The sequence below is a fragment of the Paenibacillus sp. MAEPY2 genome, assembly GCF_000499205.1.
Classification (GTDB): domain Bacteria; phylum Bacillota; class Bacilli; order Paenibacillales; family Paenibacillaceae; genus Paenibacillus; species Paenibacillus vandeheii.
In genome coordinates this window covers 21,017-46,235 of the sequence record NZ_AWUK01000069.1, presented here as the reverse complement: position 1 = coordinate 46,235, position 25,219 = coordinate 21,017, and the positions used below count along the sequence as shown (strand labels likewise).

19 protein-coding genes and 2 pseudogenes are annotated in these 25,219 nt (G+C 44.2%); 1 reads left to right on the top strand and 20 read right to left on the bottom strand.

Annotated features, from left to right (window positions below):
• The 20 genes and pseudogenes from P364_RS0133775 to P364_RS0133685 form a co-directional block, all read right to left on the bottom strand.
• The coding region (locus tag P364_RS0133775) for a serine hydrolase (protein ID WP_029881513.1) at positions 1–1,415 on the bottom strand (1,415 nt) is incomplete at its 3' end.
• Positions 1,416–1,638: 223 nt separating this feature from the next.
• Positions 1,639–3,000, bottom strand: a complete 1,362-nt coding sequence (locus P364_RS0133770) for a sensor histidine kinase (protein ID WP_024634382.1) — start codon at positions 2,998–3,000, stop codon at positions 1,639–1,641.
• On the bottom strand, positions 2,997–3,671 hold the full coding sequence (locus P364_RS0133765; RefSeq protein WP_024634381.1) for a response regulator transcription factor: 675 nt from the start codon (positions 3,669–3,671) through the stop codon (positions 2,997–2,999). The genes P364_RS0133770 and P364_RS0133765 overlap by 4 nt, the downstream gene beginning before the upstream one ends.
• A gap of 453 nt (positions 3,672–4,124) precedes the next feature.
• Complete coding sequence (locus P364_RS0133760) at positions 4,125–6,245, bottom strand: serine hydrolase domain-containing protein (RefSeq protein ID WP_024634380.1); 2,121 nt, start codon at positions 6,243–6,245, stop codon at positions 4,125–4,127.
• A 218-nt stretch (positions 6,246–6,463) separates the two neighbouring features.
• Complete coding sequence (locus tag P364_RS0133755; RefSeq protein WP_052016885.1) at positions 6,464–8,494, bottom strand: serine hydrolase domain-containing protein; 2,031 nt, start codon at positions 8,492–8,494, stop codon at positions 6,464–6,466.
• Positions 8,495–8,586: 92 nt separating this feature from the next.
• The gene (locus P364_RS0133750; RefSeq protein ID WP_024634379.1) at positions 8,587–10,041 is read right to left on the bottom strand and encodes an alpha/beta hydrolase family protein; all 1,455 of its coding nucleotides are present in this window, start codon (positions 10,039–10,041) and stop codon (positions 8,587–8,589) included.
• A 129-nt stretch (positions 10,042–10,170) separates the two neighbouring features.
• Positions 10,171–11,151: an alpha/beta hydrolase gene (locus P364_RS0133745; RefSeq protein WP_024634378.1), complete on the bottom strand. Its 981-nt coding sequence runs from the start codon at positions 11,149–11,151 to the stop codon at positions 10,171–10,173.
• Positions 11,152–11,302: 151 nt separating this feature from the next.
• Positions 11,303–11,526: pseudogene (locus P364_RS38410) on the bottom strand (alpha/beta fold hydrolase); the annotation flags it as partial.
• A gap of 294 nt (positions 11,527–11,820) precedes the next feature.
• Complete coding sequence (locus tag P364_RS0133740) at positions 11,821–13,191, bottom strand: HAMP domain-containing sensor histidine kinase (protein WP_024634377.1); 1,371 nt, start codon at positions 13,189–13,191, stop codon at positions 11,821–11,823.
• Positions 13,188–13,862 carry a response regulator transcription factor gene (locus P364_RS0133735; RefSeq protein ID WP_024634376.1) on the bottom strand — a complete coding sequence of 225 codons (675 nt, stop codon included), beginning with the start codon at positions 13,860–13,862 and terminating at the stop codon, positions 13,188–13,190. Before P364_RS0133735 ends, P364_RS0133740 begins: the two co-directional genes overlap by 4 nt.
• Before the next feature lie 89 nt (positions 13,863–13,951).
• Positions 13,952–14,695 (bottom strand): hypothetical protein, encoded by a 744-nt coding sequence (locus P364_RS0133730; RefSeq protein WP_236642120.1) that lies wholly within the window; start codon positions 14,693–14,695, stop codon positions 13,952–13,954.
• 149 nt (positions 14,696–14,844) lie between these two features.
• Complete coding sequence (locus P364_RS0133725) at positions 14,845–15,921, bottom strand: sensor histidine kinase (protein ID WP_024634374.1); 1,077 nt, start codon at positions 15,919–15,921, stop codon at positions 14,845–14,847.
• Positions 15,918–16,592, bottom strand: a complete 675-nt coding sequence (locus P364_RS0133720; protein ID WP_024634373.1) for a response regulator transcription factor — start codon at positions 16,590–16,592, stop codon at positions 15,918–15,920. The genes P364_RS0133725 and P364_RS0133720 overlap by 4 nt, the downstream gene beginning before the upstream one ends.
• A 130-nt stretch (positions 16,593–16,722) precedes the next feature.
• Entirely contained in the window at positions 16,723–17,538 is an 816-nt protein-coding gene (locus P364_RS0133715; RefSeq protein WP_024634372.1) for an ABC transporter permease, read from the bottom strand.
• Positions 17,535–18,575, bottom strand: a complete 1,041-nt coding sequence (locus tag P364_RS0133710) for a daunorubicin resistance protein DrrA family ABC transporter ATP-binding protein (RefSeq protein ID WP_024634371.1) — start codon at positions 18,573–18,575, stop codon at positions 17,535–17,537. Before P364_RS0133710 ends, P364_RS0133715 begins: the two co-directional genes overlap by 4 nt.
• A gap of 149 nt (positions 18,576–18,724) precedes the next feature.
• Entirely contained in the window at positions 18,725–20,125 is a 1,401-nt protein-coding gene (locus P364_RS0133705; RefSeq protein WP_024634370.1) for a family 43 glycosylhydrolase, read from the bottom strand.
• Positions 20,126–20,187: 62 nt separating this feature from the next.
• Positions 20,188–21,942, bottom strand: coding sequence for a glycoside hydrolase family 2 protein (locus P364_RS0133700; protein WP_236642119.1), 1,755 nt, complete (start codon positions 21,940–21,942; stop codon positions 20,188–20,190).
• 47 nt (positions 21,943–21,989) lie between these two features.
• Positions 21,990–22,379, bottom strand: a complete 390-nt coding sequence (locus tag P364_RS0133695) for a hypothetical protein (RefSeq protein ID WP_024634368.1) — start codon at positions 22,377–22,379, stop codon at positions 21,990–21,992.
• Positions 22,380–22,680: 301 nt separating this feature from the next.
• Positions 22,681–23,648: pseudogene (locus P364_RS38405) on the bottom strand (family 43 glycosylhydrolase).
• Positions 23,638–24,597, bottom strand: a complete 960-nt coding sequence (locus P364_RS0133685) for an ArsR/SmtB family transcription factor (protein ID WP_024634367.1) — start codon at positions 24,595–24,597, stop codon at positions 23,638–23,640. The pseudogene P364_RS38405 and the gene P364_RS0133685 overlap by 11 nt, the downstream one beginning before the upstream one ends.
• Positions 24,598–24,791: 194 nt before the next feature.
• Between P364_RS0133685 and P364_RS37935 the strand changes: the two genes are divergently transcribed.
• Positions 24,792–25,064 (top strand): hypothetical protein, encoded by a 273-nt coding sequence (locus P364_RS37935; protein WP_024634366.1) that lies wholly within the window; start codon positions 24,792–24,794, stop codon positions 25,062–25,064.
• The last annotated feature ends 155 nt before the right edge of the window (positions 25,065–25,219 follow it).

Genomic DNA, 25,219 nt, shown 5'->3' with positions numbered 1-25,219 from the left:
AATTTCAACTTTTCTGTACCATCATCACTCACAAAAGTACCATCTGATGTATAGGTGTATTCTTGAACCGGATTACTTGGAGCCGTGAGAGAGGAGACCGTCATTTGTCCAGCCTTATTTATTTTGATCTTCGTAACTGAATTATTGCCACCATATATCCCTGCAAACTTGGAGATTTCTTTAGGCATATCAGCCTTCACAGGTACACCAAATGATTTTTCCGGTTTCCGTTCTTTAATAATGCCCTTTTCTTCAAGTGCGCTAAGTAATAACTCACTCGCAATGAATTGATTGGTTATACTTGCTCCGCCTGAAGAGATCACGGCTGCAGCCATGTTGTATTCCGGAAGTACGACGAGTGAAGAATGATAAGATAACGTATCTCCACCTTTCGTAACAGCCTTGATGCCGTAGGCACTGAATGGGAACAAGTCCACACTATCCCACCCTAATCCGTAAGACATAGAAGAATCACTATCCTCTGGCCACATGCCTCTTCTGTATTCTTTTTGCTCCATGGCTTCTACCGACTTGTTGGAAAGAATCCCTTTGACCTCTCCTGTGAAGATTTGCGAAAATTTCACCAGATCCTTAGCGGTGGAATATATGCCTCCTGAAGCAATGATATTATAATTCTCGTGTGGAAGCTGCCCCTTATACAAAGGAGAGTAGATTCCCGCCATTTCTCCCGTATTAACTATATCCTGTGGTGTTTTGGTATGATTCATTTTCAGAGGCTCTGTAAAATATTTGTGTATAAATGCCGTAAAGCTCATACCAGTGACTCTCTCAACCAGAATTTCAGCTAATGTAAATCCATCGTTAGAGTACACCGAATACGCACCTGGCTCTGCCATCAGATTCTGGGTCGCCAATTGATCCAAAAAGGTATCATGTGCATAGGTATCATTGTCCCCATACAGTATAGCACTACCGCTAGAGGTTCCGAGAAGCCCGGCCGAATGATTCAGCAACATACGGGGTGTAATCTGTTTGTATCGTTTATCTTTCATTGTAAAATCAGGCATATAGTTCACAACAGGCACATCCAAATCGATCTTGCCTTCATCAACCAGCTTCATTACAGCGGCTGTAAGCATCATTTTACTGGTTGAACCAATGCCATAGATCGTGTTCGTAGTAAGAGGTACCTTGTCGTTTAGATCGTTCTTCCCCGTTTGACCGGACACCGTAATCTCTCCACCATCAATGAGCGCATATTGCAGACTCGTCGTACCGTACGCCTCCGTCAGTAACTTGGCTTTTTCGATCACCGTTTTCTTCGCGGTCTCATACGTAAGGTTACTGTTGTTCATGGGAGCCGGTGCGGCCATTGCAGACATTGGGGCAAGTATCGTCAGCATGAGAGTCACAGCAACTATAGTATTTCTCTTTCTTGCTGTCCTCACACTCATCTTCAGTTTTGTTACCTCTCTTGGTTTCATTCTTGCATCTACTCCTGTCTTCATCATTGTGGTAAGCCACCTTAACCTGGGCGCTAAAGACAATATAACAAACCAAGATGTCCCCCTAATGACTACAGCATGAACGGAGGATGAATAGGCAAAAAAGTTTGCATCATCATACGCAAGGAGGTTTATACAGGGTGTCATAGCCTAGAGAAGGCATGAAATCCAATCACTCTGTGGGTGTTGTGATTGGCAAGATGACTATGAAGGTCGTTCCTCGTCCATATTCGCTCTCCACCCGGATGTCCCCTTGATGAAGCGAGACGATCTGCTTTACAATAGCTAGTCCCATACCGCTTCCTTCATATTTTTGACTGTGGGAACGATCAGCTTTAAAGAAGCGGTCAAATATACGCTTTTGGTCTTCCGGGAGAATTCCAATACCCGAATCCGATATGCGGATCGTCACGCTCTTGATATTCTGTTTGATCCTGATGCTAATTCGGGCACCATCTTCGGAAAATTTGATCGCATTGCCGAAGATATTGATCCACACCTGATTTAACTGGTCATGATCGGCCGTGATTTTAGTGGGCTGCAAATCAAGATCGAACTGAATGTTACGGGCCGACCATTGGGGTTGAATAGCGACGATTACTCGTCTGATCTGTTCATCCAGACTGAGCGTGGCAAGTCGCATTTGCAATGACTGAGATTCGAGCAAACTCAGCTTTAGCAGACTATCACTTATTTTGGACATCCGTGCAGTCTCAGTGATGATAATGTCGAGATAAGAGCTTCGTTCGTCATCCGGGATGTCTACCTGCTTGAGCGCTATAGCAAAACCGGAAATGGAAGTGAGTGGAGACTGAACTTCATGGGACATGTTTGCTACGAATTCCCTGCGCATCTGCTCAAGCTGTTGTAGATCGTGCATCATTTCTTCGAAGCTGCGAGCCAAAGTACCTATCTCACCCTTTTGTTTAATATTAAGCTTGACGTTGAAATCTCCAGCAGCTATAAGCCGGGTCGCTTCTGTCAATTTTTTGATCGGTCTTACCAGAAAAATAGCCGCAATTAGTATCAATAGGCTTCCTGTTAACAACGAACAAATCAAAAAGGTTACAACAAACTTGATAAGAAATGAGGTGGAAGAGGAAGTGAGGGGCTCTACAAACATTGCTATGCTTCCCATTTCAGTTTTTATCGGCAATCCCAAGAAGATCGTATCGATTCCATTAACTTGGACTCTTCCTCCATCCAGCACTTTCTTCACTTGTTCTGTAGTCACTAGAAAAGGATGTTGTCCTTTAAGTTCTCCATAGGATTGAAACTGACCCGTTGCTTTATAGATTCGAATGTGGTAAGAGTTGAGTTGTTTCATTTCACTTATAAACATTTCTGCTTCGCGTAGAGGCAATGTCTCGTAGATGCGGACGATATCCTGGCCAAAGTCAAGCAAGGAGCCTTGTAAGTTTTCGTTTAATTCATCTTGAAATATCCAGGTTGTAGCAAGAAAAGAAAGGATTGTGCCCCCGATCACGGAGACCAGAAAGGTCAGGACTACACGTGTATAGAGGGAGCCGGTCACTCCTGCACCTCTAGCCGGTAGCCAAGTCCCCGCACCGTTTCGATACGAAAATCGGAGATATCGGCAAAACGTTCGCGTAGACGTTTAATATGCACGTCTATCGTTCGATCATCGCCAGTATAATTAATTCCCCAAACTTGATCGATTAATTGCTCCCGCGTATAGACTTGTCCCGGTAATCCAGCAAGTTTATACAATAATTCGAACTCTTTAAGCGGCAAGGTGAACGACTCTGTACCCCTCAGGACCTTATAAGTCTGCCGGTTCAGAATAACGTTTCCTAATTGGATGGTCTGCGTTAAACCTATACGGTATCGTTTCAACAGTGCCTTGACGCGAGCCATCAACTCAAGCGGATCAAATGGCTTCGTCATATAGTCATCTGTCCCGAGCTGAAATGCTTGTACTTTCTCCCAGGTCTCGTTTCTTGCCGTCAACATTAGTAACGGAAGATCGGGATTGGCTCTTCGAAGTTCCTCGCATAATGCCCAACCGTCCATGACTGGCATCATAATATCAAGAATAACCAAATCGACTGGCGTGGAGGTATAGATAGCCAGGGCTTCCTTTCCGTCTACGGCGTTGATGGTTGTAAATCCGTCGTTGCGCAAAAATAAACAGACGAGTTTGCGAATGTTCGCATCGTCGTCAGCAACTAATATCGTAGGCATCGTTTCCACTCTCCTAAAAAAGAATAATTCTTCCGTTGAGCAAGAGCGAAGAATTCTAATCATGCTACCTCATTGATGAAAATCACTCTGTTCTACTATAAATACATCTTCTTCTTTGCATAATTCCATATTGAACAAAAGCAGCCGATTACTTTGATCGGCTGCCTTCTTAGTTTCGTTAAATTAACGTAAATACTCCCCCTATACCTTCCTTTCATAAAACTAACTACGGCACAACATCTATTTTAAACTCCCCTATTTCCATGGTTTTGCAATCCTCAGGAAGCAATCACATGTGAGAATTTATGATATAGCGTTAACCTGCCCCTTAGCTTAACCGTAAGACAGTCGACTATTTAGCCGGCTGTCTACTTAAAGGGGATAATACCATTCTGCAACTTTTTTCTGTTCATGTTCTTGCTACCTTCAGCATGCTACCTTACTAGAATTCATCTATTTCAATGAAATTTCAAATGTGGAATCCACGTTACCTGCAAATACAATGCGGCCGTTTTCTGGTAAAACAACCTCATTCTTACCGCTAACCACGGTGTGATTAATACAAATTCCGGTCTGATCATAGACGGCAAAGGCTCCCTTTGCAGGCATCTTCACTATCATGACTTTTCCTTTCGCTTTAGCTGGTACCGAAAACCATTTCGCATATCCATCTGCTTGAATGGTTGTTGCGGATTGTTTACCCGAATATATTGGTTTCACCATTTCCTCACTGACGTATACATAACCTGAAAATGTAAGATACTCTCCTCCGTTCTTTTTGGAGAAATGAATGTCCATCGTATCACGTCCAGCAGTACCCGGAATTTGCAAGAGATTGGCCGCTGCGTTCACTCCAGTAATCTTGTTATTGGACATATACCCTGGATTCTCTTTATTCAACTGAATAGGCAGGATCGATGTAGCATTAAGATAGAGCATTGATGTGTATTTCTCATTCACCAGATAATATTTTTTACCATCACGCTTTTTCCATGAGGCATTAACCTCTTTGGATAACACATTGGCTTCCAGCTTCTCCGCATTATATTCTGAGAAAGCCAGCTGTCCGAGTCCTGGAACGGATATATAAGAACGAGACCACAGGTAGGTATTCCCGTTTTTCTCCGTAACAAATTTCAATTTTTCTGAACCATCTTCATTAACAAAAGTACCATCTGCTGTATAGGTGTATTCTTGAGCCGGATTATTCGGAGCTGTTAGTGTGGATACACTCATTTGTCCTGCCTTATTTATGTTGATCCTCATAACCGAATTATTGCCGCCATACATTCCTGCATACTTGGATATTCCTTTAGGCATACTTGCCTTCACAGGTACACCAAAGGATTTTTCTGGTTTCCGTTCTTTAATAATGCCCTTTTCTTCAAGTGCGCTTAGCAATAAATCACTCGCAATGAATTGATTGGTTATGCTTGCTCCACCTGAAGAGATAACGGCTGCAGCCATGTTGTATTCCGGAAGTACCACGAATGAAGAATGATAAGATAACGTATCTCCACCTTTCAGAACGGCCTTAATGCCGTATTCGTTGAATGGGAACAAGTTCACACTATCCCACCCCAACCCGTAAGACATAAGTGTATCGCTATCCTTTGGCCACATGCCTCTTTTGTACTCTTCTTGCGCCATGGCTTCTACAGACTTACTGGATAGAATGCCTTCGACCTGTCCTGTGAGGATTTGAGAAAATTTGACCAGATCTTCAGCGGTAGAATACAGACCTCCAGTACCGAGGACATTATAATTCTCTTTTGGGAGTTGTCCCTTGTAAAAAGGAGAATAGATTCCCGCCATTTCTGCCGGATTAACCACATCCTGTGGTGTTTTGGTGTGTTTCATATCCAAAGGTTCCGTAAAATTTTGGTGTATAAAAGCCGTATAACCGAGTCCGCTAACTCTTTCGACCAGAATCTCGGCTAACGTAAAGCCGTCGTTGCTGTAGACGGAGTATGCGCCGGGATCTGCCTTCAGGTTTTGACTCGCCAATTGATCGAGAAACGTATCATGTGAATACGTGTCATTATCTCCGTATAATGTGGCATTGCTGGTTGAGGTGCCCAGCAGAGCGGAGGAGTGATTCAGAAGCATACGGGGTGTAATCTGTTTGTATCGGTTATCTTTCATTTTAAAGTCAGGGATATAGTTCACGACGGGCACATCCAAATCGATCTTACCTTCGTCAACCAGCTTCATAACAGCGGCTGTCAGCATCATTTTACTGGTTGAACCAATGCCATAGATCGTATTCGAAGTAAGAGGTACCCTGTCGTTTATATCGTTCTTGCCCGTTTGACCAGACACCACAATCTCTCCACCATCAATGAGCGCATATTGCAGACTCGTTGTACCATACGTCTCCGTCAGTAACTTGGCTTTTTCGATCACCGTTTTCTTCGTGGTCTCATACGTAAGGTTACTGTTATTATTCATGGCACCCGGTGCGGCCATTGCAGATAATGGGGCTAACATGGTTAACACTAGAGTTAACGCTGCAATTGAAGTTCGTTTTTTGACGGTTCTCTTGGGCACTCTGGTTTTCTCTTGTTGTATCATTTGCATCTTCTCCTGTCATTATCTCTCTATTAGAGTATCTTGCTTTGTACTAAACTAAGCTTAACCAATATAAATGTACTGCTCGTGACGTCTATATGAACCGAATATGAACAGGCAAAATAATTTGAGTACATGATGATTTACGATCTATGATCGTTCCTTTTTTCGTCATAAAAATATCCCCTTTAAGTAGACACTTAAAGGGGATAAAGACTCGTCTATTTCAATGAAATTTCAAATGTGGAATCAACGTCACCAGCAAATACAATGCGGCCGTTTTCTGGTAAAATAACCTCATTCTTACCGCTAACCACGGTGTGATTAATACATACACCCTTTTGATCATATACGGCGAAAGCGCCATTTTTAGGCATTTTTACCGTCATGACTTTTCCTTTCACCGTTGCGGGTATCGAATACCATCTGGCATATCCGTCTGATTGAATCGTTGTTACAGATTGTTTGCCCGAATAGAGTGTTTGTACAAATTCCTCACTGGCGTATATGCTACCAACGGCTGTAATGTACTCTACTCCGTTCTTTTTAGCAAAATAAATCTCCTTTGTATCACGTCCAGCCAGGCCAGGGATTTGCAGCTCAGTGACTGCTTCGTTTGCTCCAATAATCTTAGTATTGGATATATACCCTGGGGTCTCTTTGTCCAAATGAATAGGGAGGATTGGTGCTGAATTGAGATACACCGTTGATGTATATTTCTCATTCACCAGGTAATATTTTTTACCTTCACGCTGCTCCCATGAGGCCGTATTATCCTGGGATAATTCATTGGCTTCCAGCTTCTCCATTTTATATTCGGAGAAAGCCAATTGTCCAAGTCCTGGCAAGGATATATAAGATCGATACCACAGATAAGTCCTTCCATTCTTCTCTTTAACGAATTTCAACTTTTCCGTGCCTTCATCGTTAACAAAAGTACCATCCGCTGTATAGGTGTATTTTTGAGCCGAATCAATTGGAGCTGTGGGTGTGGATACAGTCATTTGTCCAGCAGTATTCATTTCGATCTTCTTAACCGAATTATTGCCGCCATATATACCTGCATTCGTGGATATTTCTTTAGGTATATCTGCCTTCACGGGCATACCAAACGATTTTTCCGGCTTCCGTTCTGTAATAATTCCCTTTTCCTCAAGTGCGCTGAGTAATAATTCACTCGCAATGAACTGATCTTTGGCACTTGTTCCACCTGATGAGGTAACGGCTGCAGCCAGATTATATTCCGGCAGTACGACTAATGATGAGTGATACGATATGGTATCTCCACCTTTCGTTACTGCCTTGATACCGTATTCACTGAATGGGTACAGATTTACACTATCCCACCCTAAACCGTAAGATATAGACGTATCGCCATCCTCTGGCCACATGCCTTTTTTGTACTCTTCTTGCGCCATGGCTTCTACAGACTTATCGGTAAGAATACCTTGGACCTCTCCCGTGAAGATTTGTGAAAACTTCGCAAGATCTTCAGCTGTGGAATAAATGCCTCCAGTAGCGATAACATTATAATTCTCTTGTGGAAGCTGACCCTCAACCAAAGGAGAATAGATTCCCGCCATTGCTGCCGTGTCAACCACATCCTGTGGTGTTTTGGTATATTTCATGTCCAAAGGTTCCGTAAAATATCGGTGTATAAAAGCTGTAAAACTCATGCCGCTAACACGTTCAACCATAATCTCGGATAACGTAAACCCATCGTTACTATACACCGAGAATGCGCCGGGATCTGCCTTCAGGTTTTGACTCGCCAATTGATCGAGAAACGTATCATGTGAGTACGTATCGTTATCCCCGTACAATGTGGCATTGCTGCCAGTGCTGCCCAGCAGACCGGAAGAATGATTCAACAGCATGCGTGGTGTGATTTGTTTGTAGCGAAGATCTTTCATCTGAAAATCAGGTATATAGTTCACAACAGGCAGATCCAAATCCACCTCGCCTTCGTCAACTAACTTCATAACAGAAGCTGTGAGAAACATTTTACTAGTTGATCCTATGCCATAGATCGTATCCTGCGTAAGAGGCACCTTGTTGTTTTTATCGTTTTTACCCGTCTGACCGGACACCACAATCTCGCCACCATCGATAAGGGCATATTGCAGACTTGTGATTCCATGCTTCTCAGTGAGTAACTTGGCTTTCTCCAACACCGTTTTCTTGGTTGGTTCATACGTAAAATTACTGCTACTTGTAGCAGGCGCGGCCATTGCAGACATTGGAGCTAACATCGTTAATACCAGAGTTAACACAGCGATTGAATTGCGTTTCCCCTTTTGTCGTCCCAATCACATCATCTCCTGAATTTTAATGTTTTGGTTGATTAAAGTTCTTTTGGATCTATAAATTTCACCTCTGGATACAAGTCGCTCGGCCCCTGAATCAGAGTTCCGCCCGTTCCTTTCAATTGCTTATTAAAGAAATCAAGTACATATTGATTTACAATGTTTGATCCTCTTTTACCATTGATGTCTCCTGTGATCCCGGACAGTTTAACCAGCTCCGAATAGAATTGAAGATCCGTGAAATTGAAGTGCTGGGTTCCTTCTATATAAATCACATTTCCCCCATGATTGATAACATTTTTCATAATGTGTAGCTCATCTGAAAGAAATTTAGTTACTTCGTCATCCGAATTTCTATCCTTTTCAAAATTGGCTAACCATTCTTCAAAACTTCCCGATCGGATGAACATAAACGGCTTGTTTATATCATCTCTATCTTCTACTTCATTCAGTGACCCATCCATATTAACCCCGGCCTTGATTCGATGATCTAAATACGTTGCATTAAACGCCGTTGCACCCCCAAAAGAATGCCCCATCGCGCCTATGTTATTTAAATCAATTTTCCCTTTGAATTGACTTTCAATTGCACCTGAATTCAGCTTTTCAATTTGATCGATTACAAACTCCACGTCTTTTGTCCATATATTCCCTGTTTTTGTACGTTCATCTAATGTAGTCGTACTTTTTTTGTAATCCGTTACACGGCCATCTGGAAAAAGAGTAGCAAAGGTGCTATACGTATGGTCGATGGTGACTACGATAAACCCATGACTGGCCAGACTCTCCGCCTGTGATGCTTGTAGAATTCTACTGGTTCCCATACCATGAGATAGCAGTACCACGGGATAAGGACTTGTGGAAGGTAATATTTCTACATTTTCATAAGAGTTGGTTTGACTATACTTCAAGTAGTCAAGCAAAAATTCGGGCAGTTTTAAAGAAGCAGAGAAGCTCTGAATATACTTTTTGAACATTTCTTTATTATTCGGAAACAGTGTGTCACGCTTGTTGTTATTAATGTTCTCAGTAGGATACCAGAATTGGACCATTAACTCCCTCTTGTCGCTCTGATCTTCAGTTAAGACTTCGTCTCTGTTCTGATCCGTAAAATGAAAGGTTTGAGTACCCACTTTCTCTGGACCATCCGGCTTCGGCAAATTAAAAACAGGTAGGTATACAGACAAGGCAGTAGAAACAACCATCAGAATGACGATTAGGGAAGATAAACTATATTTCAAGAACTTCCCTATTTTTAGATTCACCATCTTTTCGGAATGTCTGAATAAAACGATGAGTATGAATAGCGCCGTCATGATATATACCAAAAGCAACTGCCATCTGTATCCCTCAACAAATAATTGAACTAATAATATAACGCTACTTCCTATACCCAAACCCAAGCCTATTTTCTTTGCACTTCTTTTAATAAACAATAGATCTACCAGTAAAGCGAAACAGGATAAAACTAAAAGTATCTCAAATAATCTCATTTGAATTCCTCTCTTTCATCACGGACATCGGCCGAATTGGACTTACTATGGAAAAACCGTCCCACAGGACGGCTTTTCATATTCATTGATACAAATCTGTGAAATCACGAGTAGACTATTACAGGATATTTACTTCACTTCGTTCATGAATGCTCTAAAGTCTTCAGCTATTTCTTTAAATAACGTATGGTGTAAATAATGTCCTCCATCCATTGTGATTACTTTTCCATGTACCGAATCTTTGATCTGCCCTTCATGCAAAGGTATCCAACCTTTTACACCTTCATTATTCGCTTGAACAAAGAGAAGAAGTGGAAGGTCTTTAGGGAAGGTTAAACCTTGGGCCCCTTTGAAATTGGAAGAAATATGGTCCATCTCATTTAACATCGTGGAACTGTTCGAGTTTTTATTCGACAGCATTTCCATCTGCTCTACGGTGTGTTCATCAAATGGGAGTCCAGCATAAGGGCCTTCACCAAATTTGACCACTAATCTTTGGAGACCTGATTTTTTAAGGAATCCGAACATTTTTGTAGGCATTTTGGCATCCATACCCGGTTGTGTTGAAACACTGCTATCGATTCCGACAAATGCCGTCACCTCGTTTGGATATTTGTTCACATAATCAATGCCGTAAATGCCTGCAATGGAGTGGCCCATGAGGATATACTGGTTAATGTTAAGCTGTTGTAAAGCTTCATGAACTTCACTTACGATATTCTCTGTGGTTCTTTCTTTTTCTGTTCCATCACTTAATCCATAACCGAAAGGCTCAACTGCAACCACTTTGTAAAATGGAGATAATTCATCAATAAGTAACTTGAAATCAAGCGCTGGTGTTGCTGTTCCATAACCGGGCAGAAGCACGATCGTTTCCTTGCCTTCACCTTGAATGAGCACATTCATATTTTTCCCGTCTACCGATACGTGCTGGCCGTAAGTCTCTATCTTTTTCGCCTCTGAATTAGTGCTGATCACATTCGTGATATAAACAATACCTAGAAACAAAACAATGGCGATTACGATTGCTCCTAGTACTTTAAGTATATTGTTTCTTACCTTTTTGGCCCTCGAGCCATTCTTCGCTTTCTTTTCCTCTGGTTGTGTCACTCTCATCTTCTCCTGTCTTGAACTGTTTGTTCGGCTTTCTTCTTAGCTGCTAATGAAATCTTAACGTATGAAAATGTACTCTCCGTGACGTCAATATGAACTGAATATGAACAAGCAAATAAATTAATAATTACGGTGACGTCATTGGCGGATAAATTTCCGAAATGGAATGACCCATAAGGATATAACGATCAATATGGAGACTCTGTAAAGCTTCATGAATTTCATTAACGATATTTGCCGTACTGCGTTACTTTTCGGTCTGATCACTCAATCCAGGCTCAACCACGACCACTTTATAATATGGAGTCAGCTCTGAGATAAGCGGCTTAAAATCTAGTGTGGTACGGCTGTTTCATAACCGGGTAGAATCACGACGGGTTAATATCCCCTTTCATTTTATTCCATCTCATTTTTTCTTCTCTCTTTCTTGTGTCACATACATCTGCTCCTGTCCTCATCTGGTTAATGGCCGTAACAAGCGTTAATACAAGCCTAACCAACCAAGATGTCCTCACCATGACGACAATATGAACGGAGCATGAACTAACAAAAAAAAGGCCACGTTTCACATATAAGGAAACTTGTATGTGAAACGTGGCCTGAAAATTCGGTTTAAACCATAATCCAGTGTATATTCTGTTCTGTACATTCACCTCACCTGTATGTCTAAATATCGGTAGGAGGCGTGATTGGCAATGAAACGATAAAGGTCGTTCCCTGACCCACTTCGCTTTCCACCTCAATATCACCTTGATGAAGCGATACAATCTGTTTAACGATAGCAAGTCCCATACCACTGCCGCCATACTTGCGACTATGAGAACGATCCGACTTGAAAAACCGTTCAAAAATACGCTTCTGGTCTTCGAGAGGAATTCCGATGCCCGTATCGGAGATTCGTACGGTCACATTTTTGGCATCCTGCTTGATATCTACGTGAATCACGCCGCCATCTTTGGAAAATTTGATGCCATTGCTGAGGATATTTGTCCATACCTGATTCAACTGATCATGATCAGCCGTAACTTTAACGGTCTGTAGATCCAGTTCAAAATGAATGTTGCGTGAAGACCATTGTGGCTGAAGCGCTACGATCACCCGCCTGATCTGTTCATCCAGGCTCAGTGTGCTAAGTCGCGGTTGCTGTGACTGCGATTCAAGCACACTGAGCTTGAGCAGATTATCACTCATTTTGGACATCCGCTTCGCCTCGGCGATTATAATATCAAGATAACGACTTCGTTCATGATCTGCGAGATTAACTTGTTTCAGTGCTTGAGCATAACCGGATATCGAAGTAAGCGGAGATTGAACCTCGTGTGACACATTCGTTACAAATTCCCTGCGCATCTGCTCCAACTGCTGCAAATCATGCATCATTTCTTCGAAGCTTCGTGCCAGTGTCCCCAGTTCTCCGGTTTGCTTGATATTCAGCTTAACATTGAAATCTCCAGCAGCGATCCGCTTCGTCGCTCTTGTCAGTTTTTTGATCGGTCTAACCAGAAATACGGAAGCAATCAGAATGATCATACTCCCTGCAAGCAACGAACAGGTTGCAAAGATCGAAGCCCATTGGACGACAAACAAGGAAGAAGGTGGAGCGAGCGTCTCAAAAAATATTGCTTTCGCTCCCATTTCCGTTTTCACCGGTAAACCTAAAAGAACTGTTGCAATACCGTTCGGATTGTCCTGGACTACGCCTCCATCTAACACTTTCTTTAGTTGCTCTTTCGTCACCGTGGCCGATTTATGTCCGTTAAGCTTTCCATACGACTGGAACTTACCCGATGCATCGTAAATTCGAATATGATATGAATTCAGTAGCTTCATTCCACTCACGAACGATTCTGCTTCACTTAATGGAAGGGTCTTGTAAATCTGCACGACATCTTGGCCGAAGTTACGTATGTTAATTTGAGCATTTTCATTCAATTGATCTTCAAATATCATCGTGGACATAAAAAAAGAAATGACTGTGCCGGCGATGACGGAGACCAGAAATGTCAGGACCACACGGATATATAACGATCTAATCATTCGTAAACCTCAAGCCGGTACCCCAGACCTCGCACCGTTTCGATCCGAAAATCGGGTGTTGTTGCGAAGCGCTCACGCAGGCGTTTAATATGTACGTCTACGGTTCGATCATCACCAGCATAATCGATGCCCCAGATCTGATCTATTAATTGCTCACGTGTATATACTTGTCCGGGTGTTCCAGCGAGTTTATAGAGCAATTCGAACTCCTTCAGCGGCAACGTAAGCGACTCTGTTCCGCTTGTCACCTTGTAGGTTTGTCGATCCAGGATGACGTTGCCGAAATGAATCGTCTGCGTGGAGCCGATTTTGTATCGTTTCAGTAAAGCTCGAACACGAGCCGTGAGCTCCAACGGATCGAATGGTTTCGTCAAATAATCATCGGTTCCCAGCTCGAATCCCTTCACCTTCTCCCAGGTCTCCCCTCTCGCCGTCAGCATGAGCAACGGAAGATCCGGATTGGCTCTCCGCAGTTCTTTGCATAATGTCCATCCATCCATAATCGGCATCATAATATCAAGCACGACAAGATCAACATGCGTTGAGCCGTAAACGGTCAGTGCCTCCTTGCCATCCGCGGCTTCAGCCGTTTCAAATCCGTCATTTCTCAAAAATAAACAGACGAGTTCACGAATGTTCGGATCATCGTCAGCAACTAGTATTGTAGGCATTTGTTTCCTCTTTTCCTGTTTCCATGTCATGTAGTCGTAATCATTATACTATTATTGAATTTGTAAAAAGCAAGAAGCACGTAAGAAATTTAATCACGCCATCCCCTCAAAATGTTCTGCATCCCCGCCTTGTTATGAAGAAACTGTGTCACACGAGAGCCATTGGCACCAGATGGATGAGGGAATCCCCATAAAATTTTTCCATTGTCTATCCGATGTTCATCAAGCAATTGATGAAGTACAGCCTCCACCGACTTTCCTAATGGAATAATAAGAGGATGCTTCAGCTGTTCCAATTCTGGAAGAAAAGACTCAAGTATGGCTTCATACAGAAATTCATTTTTAGTAATGGAAGGCTGGTGTCCATTGTAATTTTGCTTATTCACGAAGACCGGATATCGAATCAGGGAAGTTGTATGTAACAATGTACAGTCTGCTCCAAAAAGCCTTTGCACATGGGGCACTGTTAAGTAGTCATGCAGCCCTATCTCCTGGAGCATTTGAATCAAGTTGGTACGCATGGAGCCGGCCATTCTTGCCGCTATTTTGGCTTCTTTACAGGCTTGTTCGTATGAATGATGTTCCTTCAGAGCTTGGATGGCCGTTCTATAAGCAATCTCCATCTGTTGCCAACCTGGTGTGATGCCCACAAGCATGACTTTTGCGGAAGGATTGATATATTCATTATGCGGAGAATAGAATATCTCAATCTCTCCTGAAGAGCTTAATTTCAGATCATTAATCAGCAGTTGTGCTTTTGTATACTTTGGCTGTATCGGGAATGAATTCATTATGTCAGTCAGACGCTTTTGGTGAGTAGAAGATATCAGCACATTGCCCACTCCTTACGACCTTATGTGTTTGGCTTCCCTGTGAAATTATCACTTGTATCTCTTATTTTGTACAAAAAAAGCCGAATTCATTGAAATAAAAGGGGTAATTGACAGACAATGTCCATCGATTACCCTTTATGGCATTCTTTTTAGGCTGAATGGGCCGGAAGTTGTACCGTGAATGTCGCACCTTCTCCCGGTTCACTAAACACAGAGACGGTGCCATCATGCATCTCCACAATCTTATGCACGATGGATAAGCCCAGCCCACTGCCTCCCATGGAACGTGTACGGGATTGATCCACCTTGTAGAACCGTTCGAATATGCGAAGCTGATCCTGTTTGGTGATACCGGGACCACTGTCCGTAATGCGAACACTGACCTTGTCTTCACTCTGCGTTAGGAAAATACCAATCGTTCCACCTTCTGGTGTGAACTTGATTGCATTATGAATCAGGTTAATCCACAACTGAATCATCAAGTCCTCGTCAGCAAAAATTTCAACTTCTTCCAGCTCTACGTTCATATCAATTTTTTTATCATCCCATTGGGGTTCGCAAGCCAGAACAAGAGTCACCAGCTGCCGATCCAATCGGTAAGATGTTTTATGAGAGGCATGCTCGGATGAATCCAGAACGGCAAGTTTCATCAAATTATCACTGAGTCTGGACAAACGGACACATTCCGTCTCAATGATCGTCAGATACTTTTCCCGTTTCTCCTGATCCATATCTTTATTTTTCAACGCTCTGGCGAACCCGCTGATTGACGTGAGCGGTGATCCGATCTCATGTGAAACGTTCGAAATGAACTCCTGACGCAGATCTTCCATCACTTTGAGGTTCGCTGCCATATCGTTAATACTATCTACCAGCTCGGCTAACGGATGATTATGTCCTGGCCTTCCGTTTCTTTTCACATAAGCCGAATCCAGATTTACACGAAAATCGCCACGGGAAATACTTCTTAACGCCTGAATCATCTCGTGTAGGAAGTCATATTCCCTACCTTTGACCAGCGGGCCGATAATGACAATGAATAATCCAAAAAAAATAAATCCGAGCATGGCATTGATGAGTAAACTAATCAAATCATGCGGATTCCACGAAATATAGGCATACACACTCTTGGTAATGTAGAATGCCGCTGTCCAGCAGGCAAACAGGGCCAGAGATACCAGAATGAAATTTCTGGCAACATGAAGAAATCCGGGCCCCTGCTTCATTGCCTTACCTCCAGACGATAGCCCAAACCTCGCATGGTACGAATGACGAAAGCATGCTCTTCCTCCGGAAACCGTTCACGAAGACGCTTGATATGCACATCAATCGTTCTCTCGTCCCCTTCATAATCATAACCCCAGATCTTTTCGATTAACTGATCCCGGGTAAAGGTCTTGCCAGGATAACTCGCAAGAGTAAACAACAGTTCAAATTCCTTGCGTGGCAACACAATATCCTGATCCCCCTGCTTGCACTCATACGTATCACGCCGCAGAACAAGTTCTCCAAGGGGTATCACTTGTGAAGTCATAATACGATATCGTTTCAACAAAGCCTTCACCCGTGCGACCAGTACCAGCGGGTCAAAAGGCTTCACTAAATAATCATCCGTCCCAAGTGTAAATCCTTTAATGATCTGCGAAGTTTCCCCTTTTGCCGTTAACATCAGGAGCGGCAGATCCGTCTGCTGCCTCAACTGACGACACAGCTCCCATCCATCCATACCCGGCATCATAATATCGAGAACGACCAGGTCGACCTTATGGTCAGCGAGTAATCGCAGTGCATCCAGTCCGTCAACAGCCTCGATTACATGCAAACCTTCCTGCTGCAAAAAATGTCCTACCAGCTCTCGGATATGCGGGTCGTCATCAACAACCAATATGCTTGTCAATGTGACCACCTCCATTTTTTCAACCTTGCCTTATACTTCACATTCTGTCAAGAAGGAGACCTTATACCCTGCGGGCATACGTCTCTTTCCTGACATCCAACACGTTTCAGCAAAATTTCATGACTTTCAATTATGTTCTACGCATATATGCCCGTACGGTCAATGGCGCAAAAATGGCTACAATAACCGCAGCTCCGGCAAGGCTAGTCACCAGATCGGTTCCCATTGTCCCTTGATTCGCCAACTCCCGTACAGCCGAGACCAGATGTGATATCGGATTGACATTGACAACCCACTGAAGCCAATTCGGCATCGTATCTACCGGAACGAAAGCGTTCGAAGCAAAGGTGAGCGGAAACAGCACGAGCATAGAAATCCCCTGTACACTGGAAGCTGTACGAGCAATAACACCAAGAAAAGCAAATATCCAACTGATTGCCCAAGCGCATATAATGACCAGCAATCCTGCCAAAGCGACATGACCTAGTCCACCTGCAGGGCTATATCCCAATAAATAGCCAATCGTAAAGGTAACGAACGTTGCAATGGTATATCGAATCGTGTCTGCCAGCAATGCTCCAGCCAGTGGCGCAATACGAGCTATAGGCAGCGATTTGAACCGGTCGAATACCCCTTTATCCATATCCTCACGCAATTGCACCCCCGTAACAACGGAGCTTGTAATTACCGTCTGCACCAGTATACCCGGAATAATAACCAACAAATAAGCTTGAATATTTCCCGAGATCGCACCGCCAAAAATGTACGTAAACATCAAGGTGAAAATGATCGGCTGTAGTGTAACATCAAATAACTGCTCTGGTGTACGCCGAACCTTCAAAATCCCACGATAAGCCATCGTCAAGGAATTCCGGACGGTTTGCCCAAAGCTTGTGTATTTTCTCAGCTTCCGACTTGGGTTTTGTTTCGCTATTGTACTGTTCATGCTCGCAACTCCTTCACTGCATTTGATTGTTGAGATTCTTCAGATGTTTGAGACGCATGACCACTCGCATCTTGGCCTGTAATGGTCAGAAACACTTCATCAAGTGTAGGCTTCTGGACACTCATCTCTGCCAGATCAATGCCTGCGGAACGGAAGGCGATCAGCAGATCTGCTGCAATATTCGCATTCGCCATAGGTGCAGTAATCTTCCCTGCTTCCGCCGATACACTGGATTCTGTCCGAAGGATCTGCTCCACAATCTGCCGAGCGTGTTCAATCCGTGTCGGTTCCTGGATGCGCAGCTGAAGTGATGCAGTACCAACTGAAGATTTCAAATCATCCACCGTGCCCTCTGCCACAACATGACCCTGATCGATTACGGCAACACGATCGGCAAGTTGATCTGCTTCATCAAGGTATTGTGTCGTCAGAAGCACTGTTGAACCTGTTTTGACCAACTGCCGGATCGTATTCCACATCTGGGCACGTGTCCGTGGATCCAGTCCCGTCGTCGGTTCATCCAGAAAGATCAGCGGCGGCTGAGCAATAAGGCTTGCGGCCAGATCCAGACGGCGGCGCATCCCTCCCGAGAACCCTTTGATCGGACGTTTCGCTGCTTCCGTCAAGCCGAATTCTTCGAGAAGCTCAGCTGTCTTGCGTTTGGATTCTGCGCGGCCAAGGCCCAGAAGCCGTGAAAATATCATCAAGTTTTCGTTGGCACTAAGTGACTCGTCAACGGATGCATATTGTCCTGTGAGTCCAATCAGCTGGCGTGCGATATGTGACTCCTTCACCACATCATGGCCAAATATTTTGGCCGATCCTCCATCTGGCCGAAGCAGCGTGCCCAGCATACGAATCGTTGTTGTTTTCCCTGCTCCATTTGGACCCAGTACGCCGTAGATTGTACCCGCCTTTACATTCAGATTCACACCATCCACTGCATGTTTATCTCCAAACGTTTTCACGAGTCCTTGTGCTTCGATCGCCCATTCTCCAAGGTCATTGCCTGTTGCTCTTTGCTCTGTATTGTTCAATTGTGGTTCCTCCCATATCGTTTATAGGGGAAGAATAACGTACTTTTATGAACTGAATATGAATGGAATGAAGTTTCAATTTTAAAACATTAAAACCCCGCCAAGGTCCACATGGGATACTGGCAGGGTTGGGATCGTATTATAATTTTCTAATTTGCAGGTTTGATATCAAAAAAGTCCAGTTCTCCATATCCTTCACCTTTGGAGAAGCGAATTTTGTTCACACCGGCCTTCAGCTGAATTCTCGCTGTTGACAGTCCCCAGTTCTCCCATCCCTTGTTCGTGATGTAGAAAGGGCTGGCCGTGCCTCCATTTACACTCAGCAGCAGGTTGGACCAGTTGCCATCTGCGGTGCCATTCGCCGTCCTCGCCAGAAGAATATACTGGCCAGCAGTCGCTGCATTGACGTTAAATTCCACATAGCTGTCCGCAGTATCAATATGTCCAGCTTTCATGCCTCCTGAACCGGAAGGACTTTGGGAAGCGTAAGCGATCCCGCCATAAGTTCCCTCTTCTCCTTCATATCGAACGACCGGCTTTTCTCCCGAAGGCAAGGCAATAGGAACATTGGGATTCACAGGTGCACCCAAATTCGGGGTATTGTCGGCATTCCAGGTGAACTTCTGTATGCGGATTTCTCGATTCCATCCGGAATTATTGAATTTTGCTGTGTGGTACATGATCCAGTCCTCGGTCCCGTCAGGAGACTTGGTAAAGGAATGATGACCCGGGCCGTAAAGGCCGTTACCGGATTGGAAGATAGGCTGACTGCGTTTGCTCCAGGATGCCGGATTCAGCAAATTGCTTGAGGTGCTGGCAGTAATAAGCCCCAGACAATAATCATTGGTCCAGCTGCCACTTGCCGAGTACACAAGACTGATTACACCATTTCGAACGATTACCTGCGGTCCTTCATTTACATTCGGAGAATGATTGGTTTCCCAGGCGTAGGTTGGTCGAGCAATCTCCACACGATTCGAATCGATGGTCCAGGGATTGCTCATATGGGCAATATACAGATTCTGCCGTACATTCGTATCTCCTTCCCATCCCGACCAGATGAAGTAGAGCTGTCCGTTCACCTGTAATACCGTCCCGTCGATGGCCCATTTGTTGGTTGGGTCCGTAATCTGTCCTTTGTATTGCCAGGTTCCCTGTGTAGGATCAGCTGATGTATTCTCCATAACATACATGCGGTGATTGACGTTATCTCCATCATCCTTGGCATAATAGATATACCATGCACCGTTGATGTAATGAAGCTCAGGGGCCCAGATGCCGCAGCAGCCGGTATTTACAACCGTGGTTGGAGCCGCATCAACGGTTGTTAATTGTGCTGACTTCCAGATGGTAACGTCTCCGCCTGTCGTTTTGGTGAAATAGTAGAATCCGTCTGTGTGCTTGTAAACCCATGGATCAGCTCCATCCTGCATCACCACATTATAGAAGTTGTTCTGAACGGTAGCTGCATGTGTCGTCTGTCCCATTGGAAAAATAAGAAATGCACATAAGGCCAGCAACAATTTGCTCCTGTAATTCATGATTTTCATCTACAGTCACGCTCCCTCTCCTATCGGATTATGAATCAAGCACGTAACTAACCCTTCAACGTTCAATCCTCGATAGCAGCCTTGCGGGAATTGATTCGACGAATTGTTTCCGGGTCGAATTTGGGACGTCGGTCATAGGTGTACAGTCCATTCACTTCCTGTTCCACATCATACAGCTGGGTATAGCAAAACCCGAACATTTTTGGATGGTCCAGCAGGACATTGGTTAATCCCTCGTAGCGCGCAATGAAAGCCTCTTCGGATTGGGGTCTATCTCCATATCCCCAAGCATTCTCATCTTGCTGATCCGGGTTCCACCAGATACCACCGTACTCACTGATAAAATAAGGCTGCCCTTCATACGTCTGCCGCTCCGGAAACGTATTGAACACTTCCCCGCCGCTTTTCATCGGTTCATATCTGGCACGGAACGTTTCCGGATTCTGATCATAGTCATGCAAATCGAAGATATCTGTCACCACATGAAAGTTACCGCTGGTATCAATGACAGGACGTGTCGGGTCCATTCGTTTAGTCATCTCATAGACAATACGGAGCACGTCGTTATCCTGACGCGTCCCACCACGATCCCATGTTTCGTTGAACGGACACCAACCGATAAGCGATGGATGATTGAAGTCACGTTCCATACCTTCCATCCATTCCGGCAGGAACCGGGCCAGACTTTCGGTCGTTGTAATATCCAGTCCCCAGTTGGCATGTTCTCCCCATACCAGATAGCCTAGCTGGTCAGCCCAATACAGGAAACGCGGCTCAAACATCTTTTCATGCAATCTCGCCCCATTAAAGCCAAGCTCCATAGAGATTTCGATATCCTTGCGCAGGTCCTCGTCGCTGGGTGCCGTATAGATGCCTTCCGGGTAAAATCCCTGATCCAGCACGAGCCGCTGAAAAATGGATTTCTCATTGATACGAAACGCCATACCATCCAGCCTTACCGTCCGTAGTCCAAAATACGAAGCAACCGTATCGCTGGTCTGATCCTGTTTATTCAGCTTCAGTTCCAGATCATACAGTTTGGCATGCCCCGGCTCCCATAAATGGATCTCGGATAATGGAACGATAAGCTTCACCGAAGGACCATGAACAACCGCCGTTGTCGACCCAACATCCTTTCCTTCAAAGCGGGCATTTGCAGTCAGTTCGCCTCCAGCAGCGTTACCGCATATATTCGCTTCCAGGTGCACGCATGAATTATCCGGATCAGCGACGACTTTCATGTCGGATAGATACACCTCTGGCACCTGCTCCAGCCAAACGGTCTGCCAGATCCCCGTAGTCCGGGTGTAATCACAGCCATGTGAATGGAATTGTTCGCTCTGTTTGCCTCGCGGCTGGCGCCCAGAACGCACATCATCTTCCGCATACACCGTGACTACATTTGTACCCGATGAGACATGGGATGTGATGTCAAAATGGAAGGGTGAGTAGCCTCCCCGATGCTTGCCAACGGCTTTTCCGTTGATCCAGATCTCCGCTTCATAATCAACAGCGCCAAAATGAAGCAAAATGCGTCCGTTCATCCAGTTATCTGGAATAGAGAATTCCCGTTTATACCATACCGCCGCCATAAAATCGGTATATGCCACACCGGACAGCTTGCTTTCTGGGCAGAACGGAACGGTGATCGTTCCAGCGAGATGATGCTCGGACTGCTCATAGCCGCGTGCTTTTCCGCTTTTTCCATGATCCTTTTCAAACTGCCAGGTTCCGTTAAGATTGGTCCAATTGCTCCGCACCCACTGAGGACGAGGATATTCCGGGCGGGGTATCTGTATCATCTTCTCTTTATTCATGTAAAATCACTCCTATTAGTCTTTGATCGAACCGAAGTATACTCCTTTTACAAAAAATCAGTGAGATCCATATAAGCGCCATCATTCAATCCGGCCTCAAGCTCCCCAGGGTAACGTTCGGGATTGATAATGATATCGGGAAGCTCGCCGGATGAGATCATCAGAGTAAAGGCATCCGCCTCCTGTCCAACGGACGGTGTAATAAAATTCACATTAATACCGGTCAATTGCTCCACTTGCTTTTGCACGGCTTGATTATTCATGTCCGGAATGCTGGGAATGGCTGGCATGCAAACGTTCAGCGTGGCATCTGTTTTATAGGGATAGGCTGAATAATCGTTGGGAATGGTCCGAACATATCCTCCCCCCGCTACGAATTTGAAATCCTCCCCAGAACGATGTTGATCCTGAATTGTAATGTTCTGTATTCGACTCAAATTATAGTTACACAATAATTAGATGTCAACGCTTTCAATCTAATTTATTGTAACAAAATACATTTGCCATTCCTGATTGTTTTTCTACAAGATACATAAAAAAACTAACTAAATCAATGTAAAATAGCTGAAATACCGCTGATTTAATACACTTCACATGAATTCAATTGCAATAGAAGTATTGCTTTATTCCATGAATGACCGCACGCATTTCCATCAAATTATTCACTTGTGTTTGTTTTTAATTACAAAATACTTGTAACTATAGGCGCACTTATACACGATTCTCGAGCCTTATGTTTCACTCTCCCGATGGAATTTGAAGGGCATGATCATCGCTGAAAGGCACACCAAAATCAGGTGTTCCATCGCCGTTCCATTCAAATTTTTGAATGCGCGTTGCCCGTAAACCGGTATCTGCACCCGGTGCAGGAAGAGCATGATATACAATCCAGTCCTCCAGACCATCCGGTGACGTTGTAAAACTGTTGTGCCCTGTGGCATATACATTATTTTCAATACTTTTTCGAAAAACAGGCTGCAAGGATTTGGTCCATGATGAGGCCAACATCGGATCATCCTCTTCATTCATGGTCAGCATGCCCAGCGCATAATCTTCCGACCAGGTTGTGCTTGCCGAGTAAATCAGAAAAATGCGTCCATTTCGATGCAGCGTGACCGGACCTTCATTAATCGCCATTCCGCCTTGCTTTTCCCAAGAAAGGGTGGCGCAGTTAGCAGCACATGCTCCCCCGTTATAGAATAAGGGTCAGACATCCGCATAATATAGATCGCTGACCCATAGTCCGGAAAATGACCATAACCTGCGTACAAAAAATAGAGCTCGCTCCCCCTCTTCAACACGGTGCCATCCAGACCGGGGACAGGAGTTTCCAGTGCCCCCTTCCATACCCAGTCACCTTCCATAGGATTTAAACTTTCATTCTCCAGTACGCAAATTCGCCGTGAATCGTCCCCTCCACCATCATTAGCCGTATAGTATATGTACCATTTTTCATTCAAAAAATGGATTTCCGGTGCCCACACATAACCGTGATGAAGCCCTGGCGGAATCATAATGAGGTCACCCGCACCCACTTTGACATTCTGCTCAGGCGAACTGTAATACCCTTCTCCATCCAGTATAAGTGTGAGTTCATCATATGCATGTGAATGGGACTTGAATAAGCCCTCACCCTGCTCCAGATGAAACAAGTGAGGTTTGAAACGCTCGATACTCACGATAAATGAGGTACCGTTATTTGGCATATCTCGCATCCTTATCGCCCGCATTCATCGTATACTTTACCTGCATCATAATGTTCTGTTCATGATCTCCGAATTCATTGCCGAACAGATTCATACCGCCTTGATGTCTGGCATCCGGATGAATTCCAATTCGTAATCTTAACTTGTGTTTATCCTCGAGATGAAGATCGGACAGGGACACATCCGAAATTTTCTCCTTGTCCAGCACGGTCTTGTTGTCGTCCACTCGCCATTTTTTGAGAATGCCGTACTGTGTGGAACCATCAGACCACCATGCCGGATTCAGTTTGCCACGGCGGTCACCCAAATCTCCGGGACTTGTCCACATCCCGATCTCAGTGCCATTGACCCAAACGGAAATATCCGAAGGCCACTCATTATTATAGGTTGCTACTTCAGAACAGATTTCCATGGACAATTCCAAAGCTTCAATCGTAGCACCTTGCGGAATATCCATCGGAAGCAAATATTCCAGATACCCTTTTGCCAGCCAGATGATCTGAGCATCAATATGCTTGGGATGATAAAAGCTTGCCGGGTCGTCTTCCTTCAGAATCATTTCCTCCGTGCTCGCCATACCACATGTTGGCGCAACCTCACAATCGCTGTAATGCCCTATCGGCATATGAACTTCATAGACATTCGTATCCCGTTGGGGAAAGGAACTCACCCTGTCCAAGGCAATATGAATATCATCATAATTGCGGCTGCAAACCTTCATGGCCCCGCGCGAAGCTGGAAGCATTTCTGTATGTATTAAATGGGCGGCCTCCAGCACTTTAATATGGTTGGCTACCGTCGACACTGGCAGGTTCAACGCCTCGGCGATTTCGATAATGTTTAGCTTGTTTGCATTCAAAAGCTGGAGAATGTCAATCCGGGAACGAGTCGACAAGGCGTGAGTGACACTTACTAGTTTTTCCGGGTCGTTAAAGCTAAGTTCCAGCACGATTCTGCTCTCCTTTGGAAAAGTTAAATTAAAAATAATTTTACTGAATAACAGGAATAAACACAATGATACCATGTGTAATCCTGGTACCTCAGCTCTCATTTGAGAACATTTTCCACGTAATTTTTCCTGTAACTAAGGCAATGAATAGATTAATCTGTATTTCTGCATTTCTAGCGAAAGGAAGGTTATACGTGATAAATGAAATCAATAGCTGGATCAGGCATATTGCTTCTAACTATATCTTGATTATTGCGGCAGCTGTTATTTTTTTTGCGATCAAGGCTGTAATTGGGTTCTATACCTACAAGCATTACAATAAAAAGTTGGACCATCTGCACCACAAAGTCGATTTGCTCATGAAGGAGCAGCAGCATTTTGCCCGGTCGTTTTCCCCTCCTGACGAAAATAAGCACATGACGCAGAAAGAAGACCACGTCGAGTCATCTCCACCTCCCCTAATGTGATTTTCTCATATTTAATTGTATGGTAACCAGTAAAATCCTTCCCCTACTCTGTCACCTAAATAGCTGTTTTGTCATATGTATTATCATTTCTAGCTTAAGAGAATGTTCAGCCAACATTGCTGCAGCTCCTACTTGCGTGAATTATCCCCTTGAAT

What these genes read in the sequence shown, in the direction of transcription:
- P364_RS0133765 (WP_024634381.1), bottom strand. Translation starts at nt 3,671, where the DNA reads ATGCCTACGATATTAGTTGCTGACGACGATGCGAACATTCGCAAACTC.
- P364_RS0133760 (WP_024634380.1), bottom strand. Translation starts at nt 6,245, where the DNA reads ATGATACAACAAGAGAAAACCAGAGTGCCCAAGAGAACCGTCAAAAAA.
- P364_RS0133755 (WP_052016885.1), bottom strand. Translation starts at nt 8,494, where the DNA reads ATGTTAGCTCCAATGTCTGCAATGGCCGCGCCTGCTACAAGTAGCAGT.
- P364_RS0133750 (WP_024634379.1), bottom strand. Translation starts at nt 10,041, where the DNA reads ATGAGATTATTTGAGATACTTTTAGTTTTATCCTGTTTCGCTTTACTG.
- P364_RS0133740 (WP_024634377.1), bottom strand. Translation starts at nt 13,191, where the DNA reads ATGATTAGATCGTTATATATCCGTGTGGTCCTGACATTTCTGGTCTCC.
- P364_RS0133735 (WP_024634376.1), bottom strand. Translation starts at nt 13,862, where the DNA reads ATGCCTACAATACTAGTTGCTGACGATGATCCGAACATTCGTGAACTC.
- P364_RS0133725 (WP_024634374.1), bottom strand. Translation starts at nt 15,921, where the DNA reads ATGAAGCAGGGGCCCGGATTTCTTCATGTTGCCAGAAATTTCATTCTG.
- P364_RS0133715 (WP_024634372.1), bottom strand. Translation starts at nt 17,538, where the DNA reads ATGAACAGTACAATAGCGAAACAAAACCCAAGTCGGAAGCTGAGAAAA.
- P364_RS0133705 (WP_024634370.1), bottom strand. Translation starts at nt 20,125, where the DNA reads ATGAAAATCATGAATTACAGGAGCAAATTGTTGCTGGCCTTATGTGCA.
- P364_RS0133700 (WP_236642119.1), bottom strand. Translation starts at nt 21,942, where the DNA reads ATGAATAAAGAGAAGATGATACAGATACCCCGCCCGGAATATCCTCGT.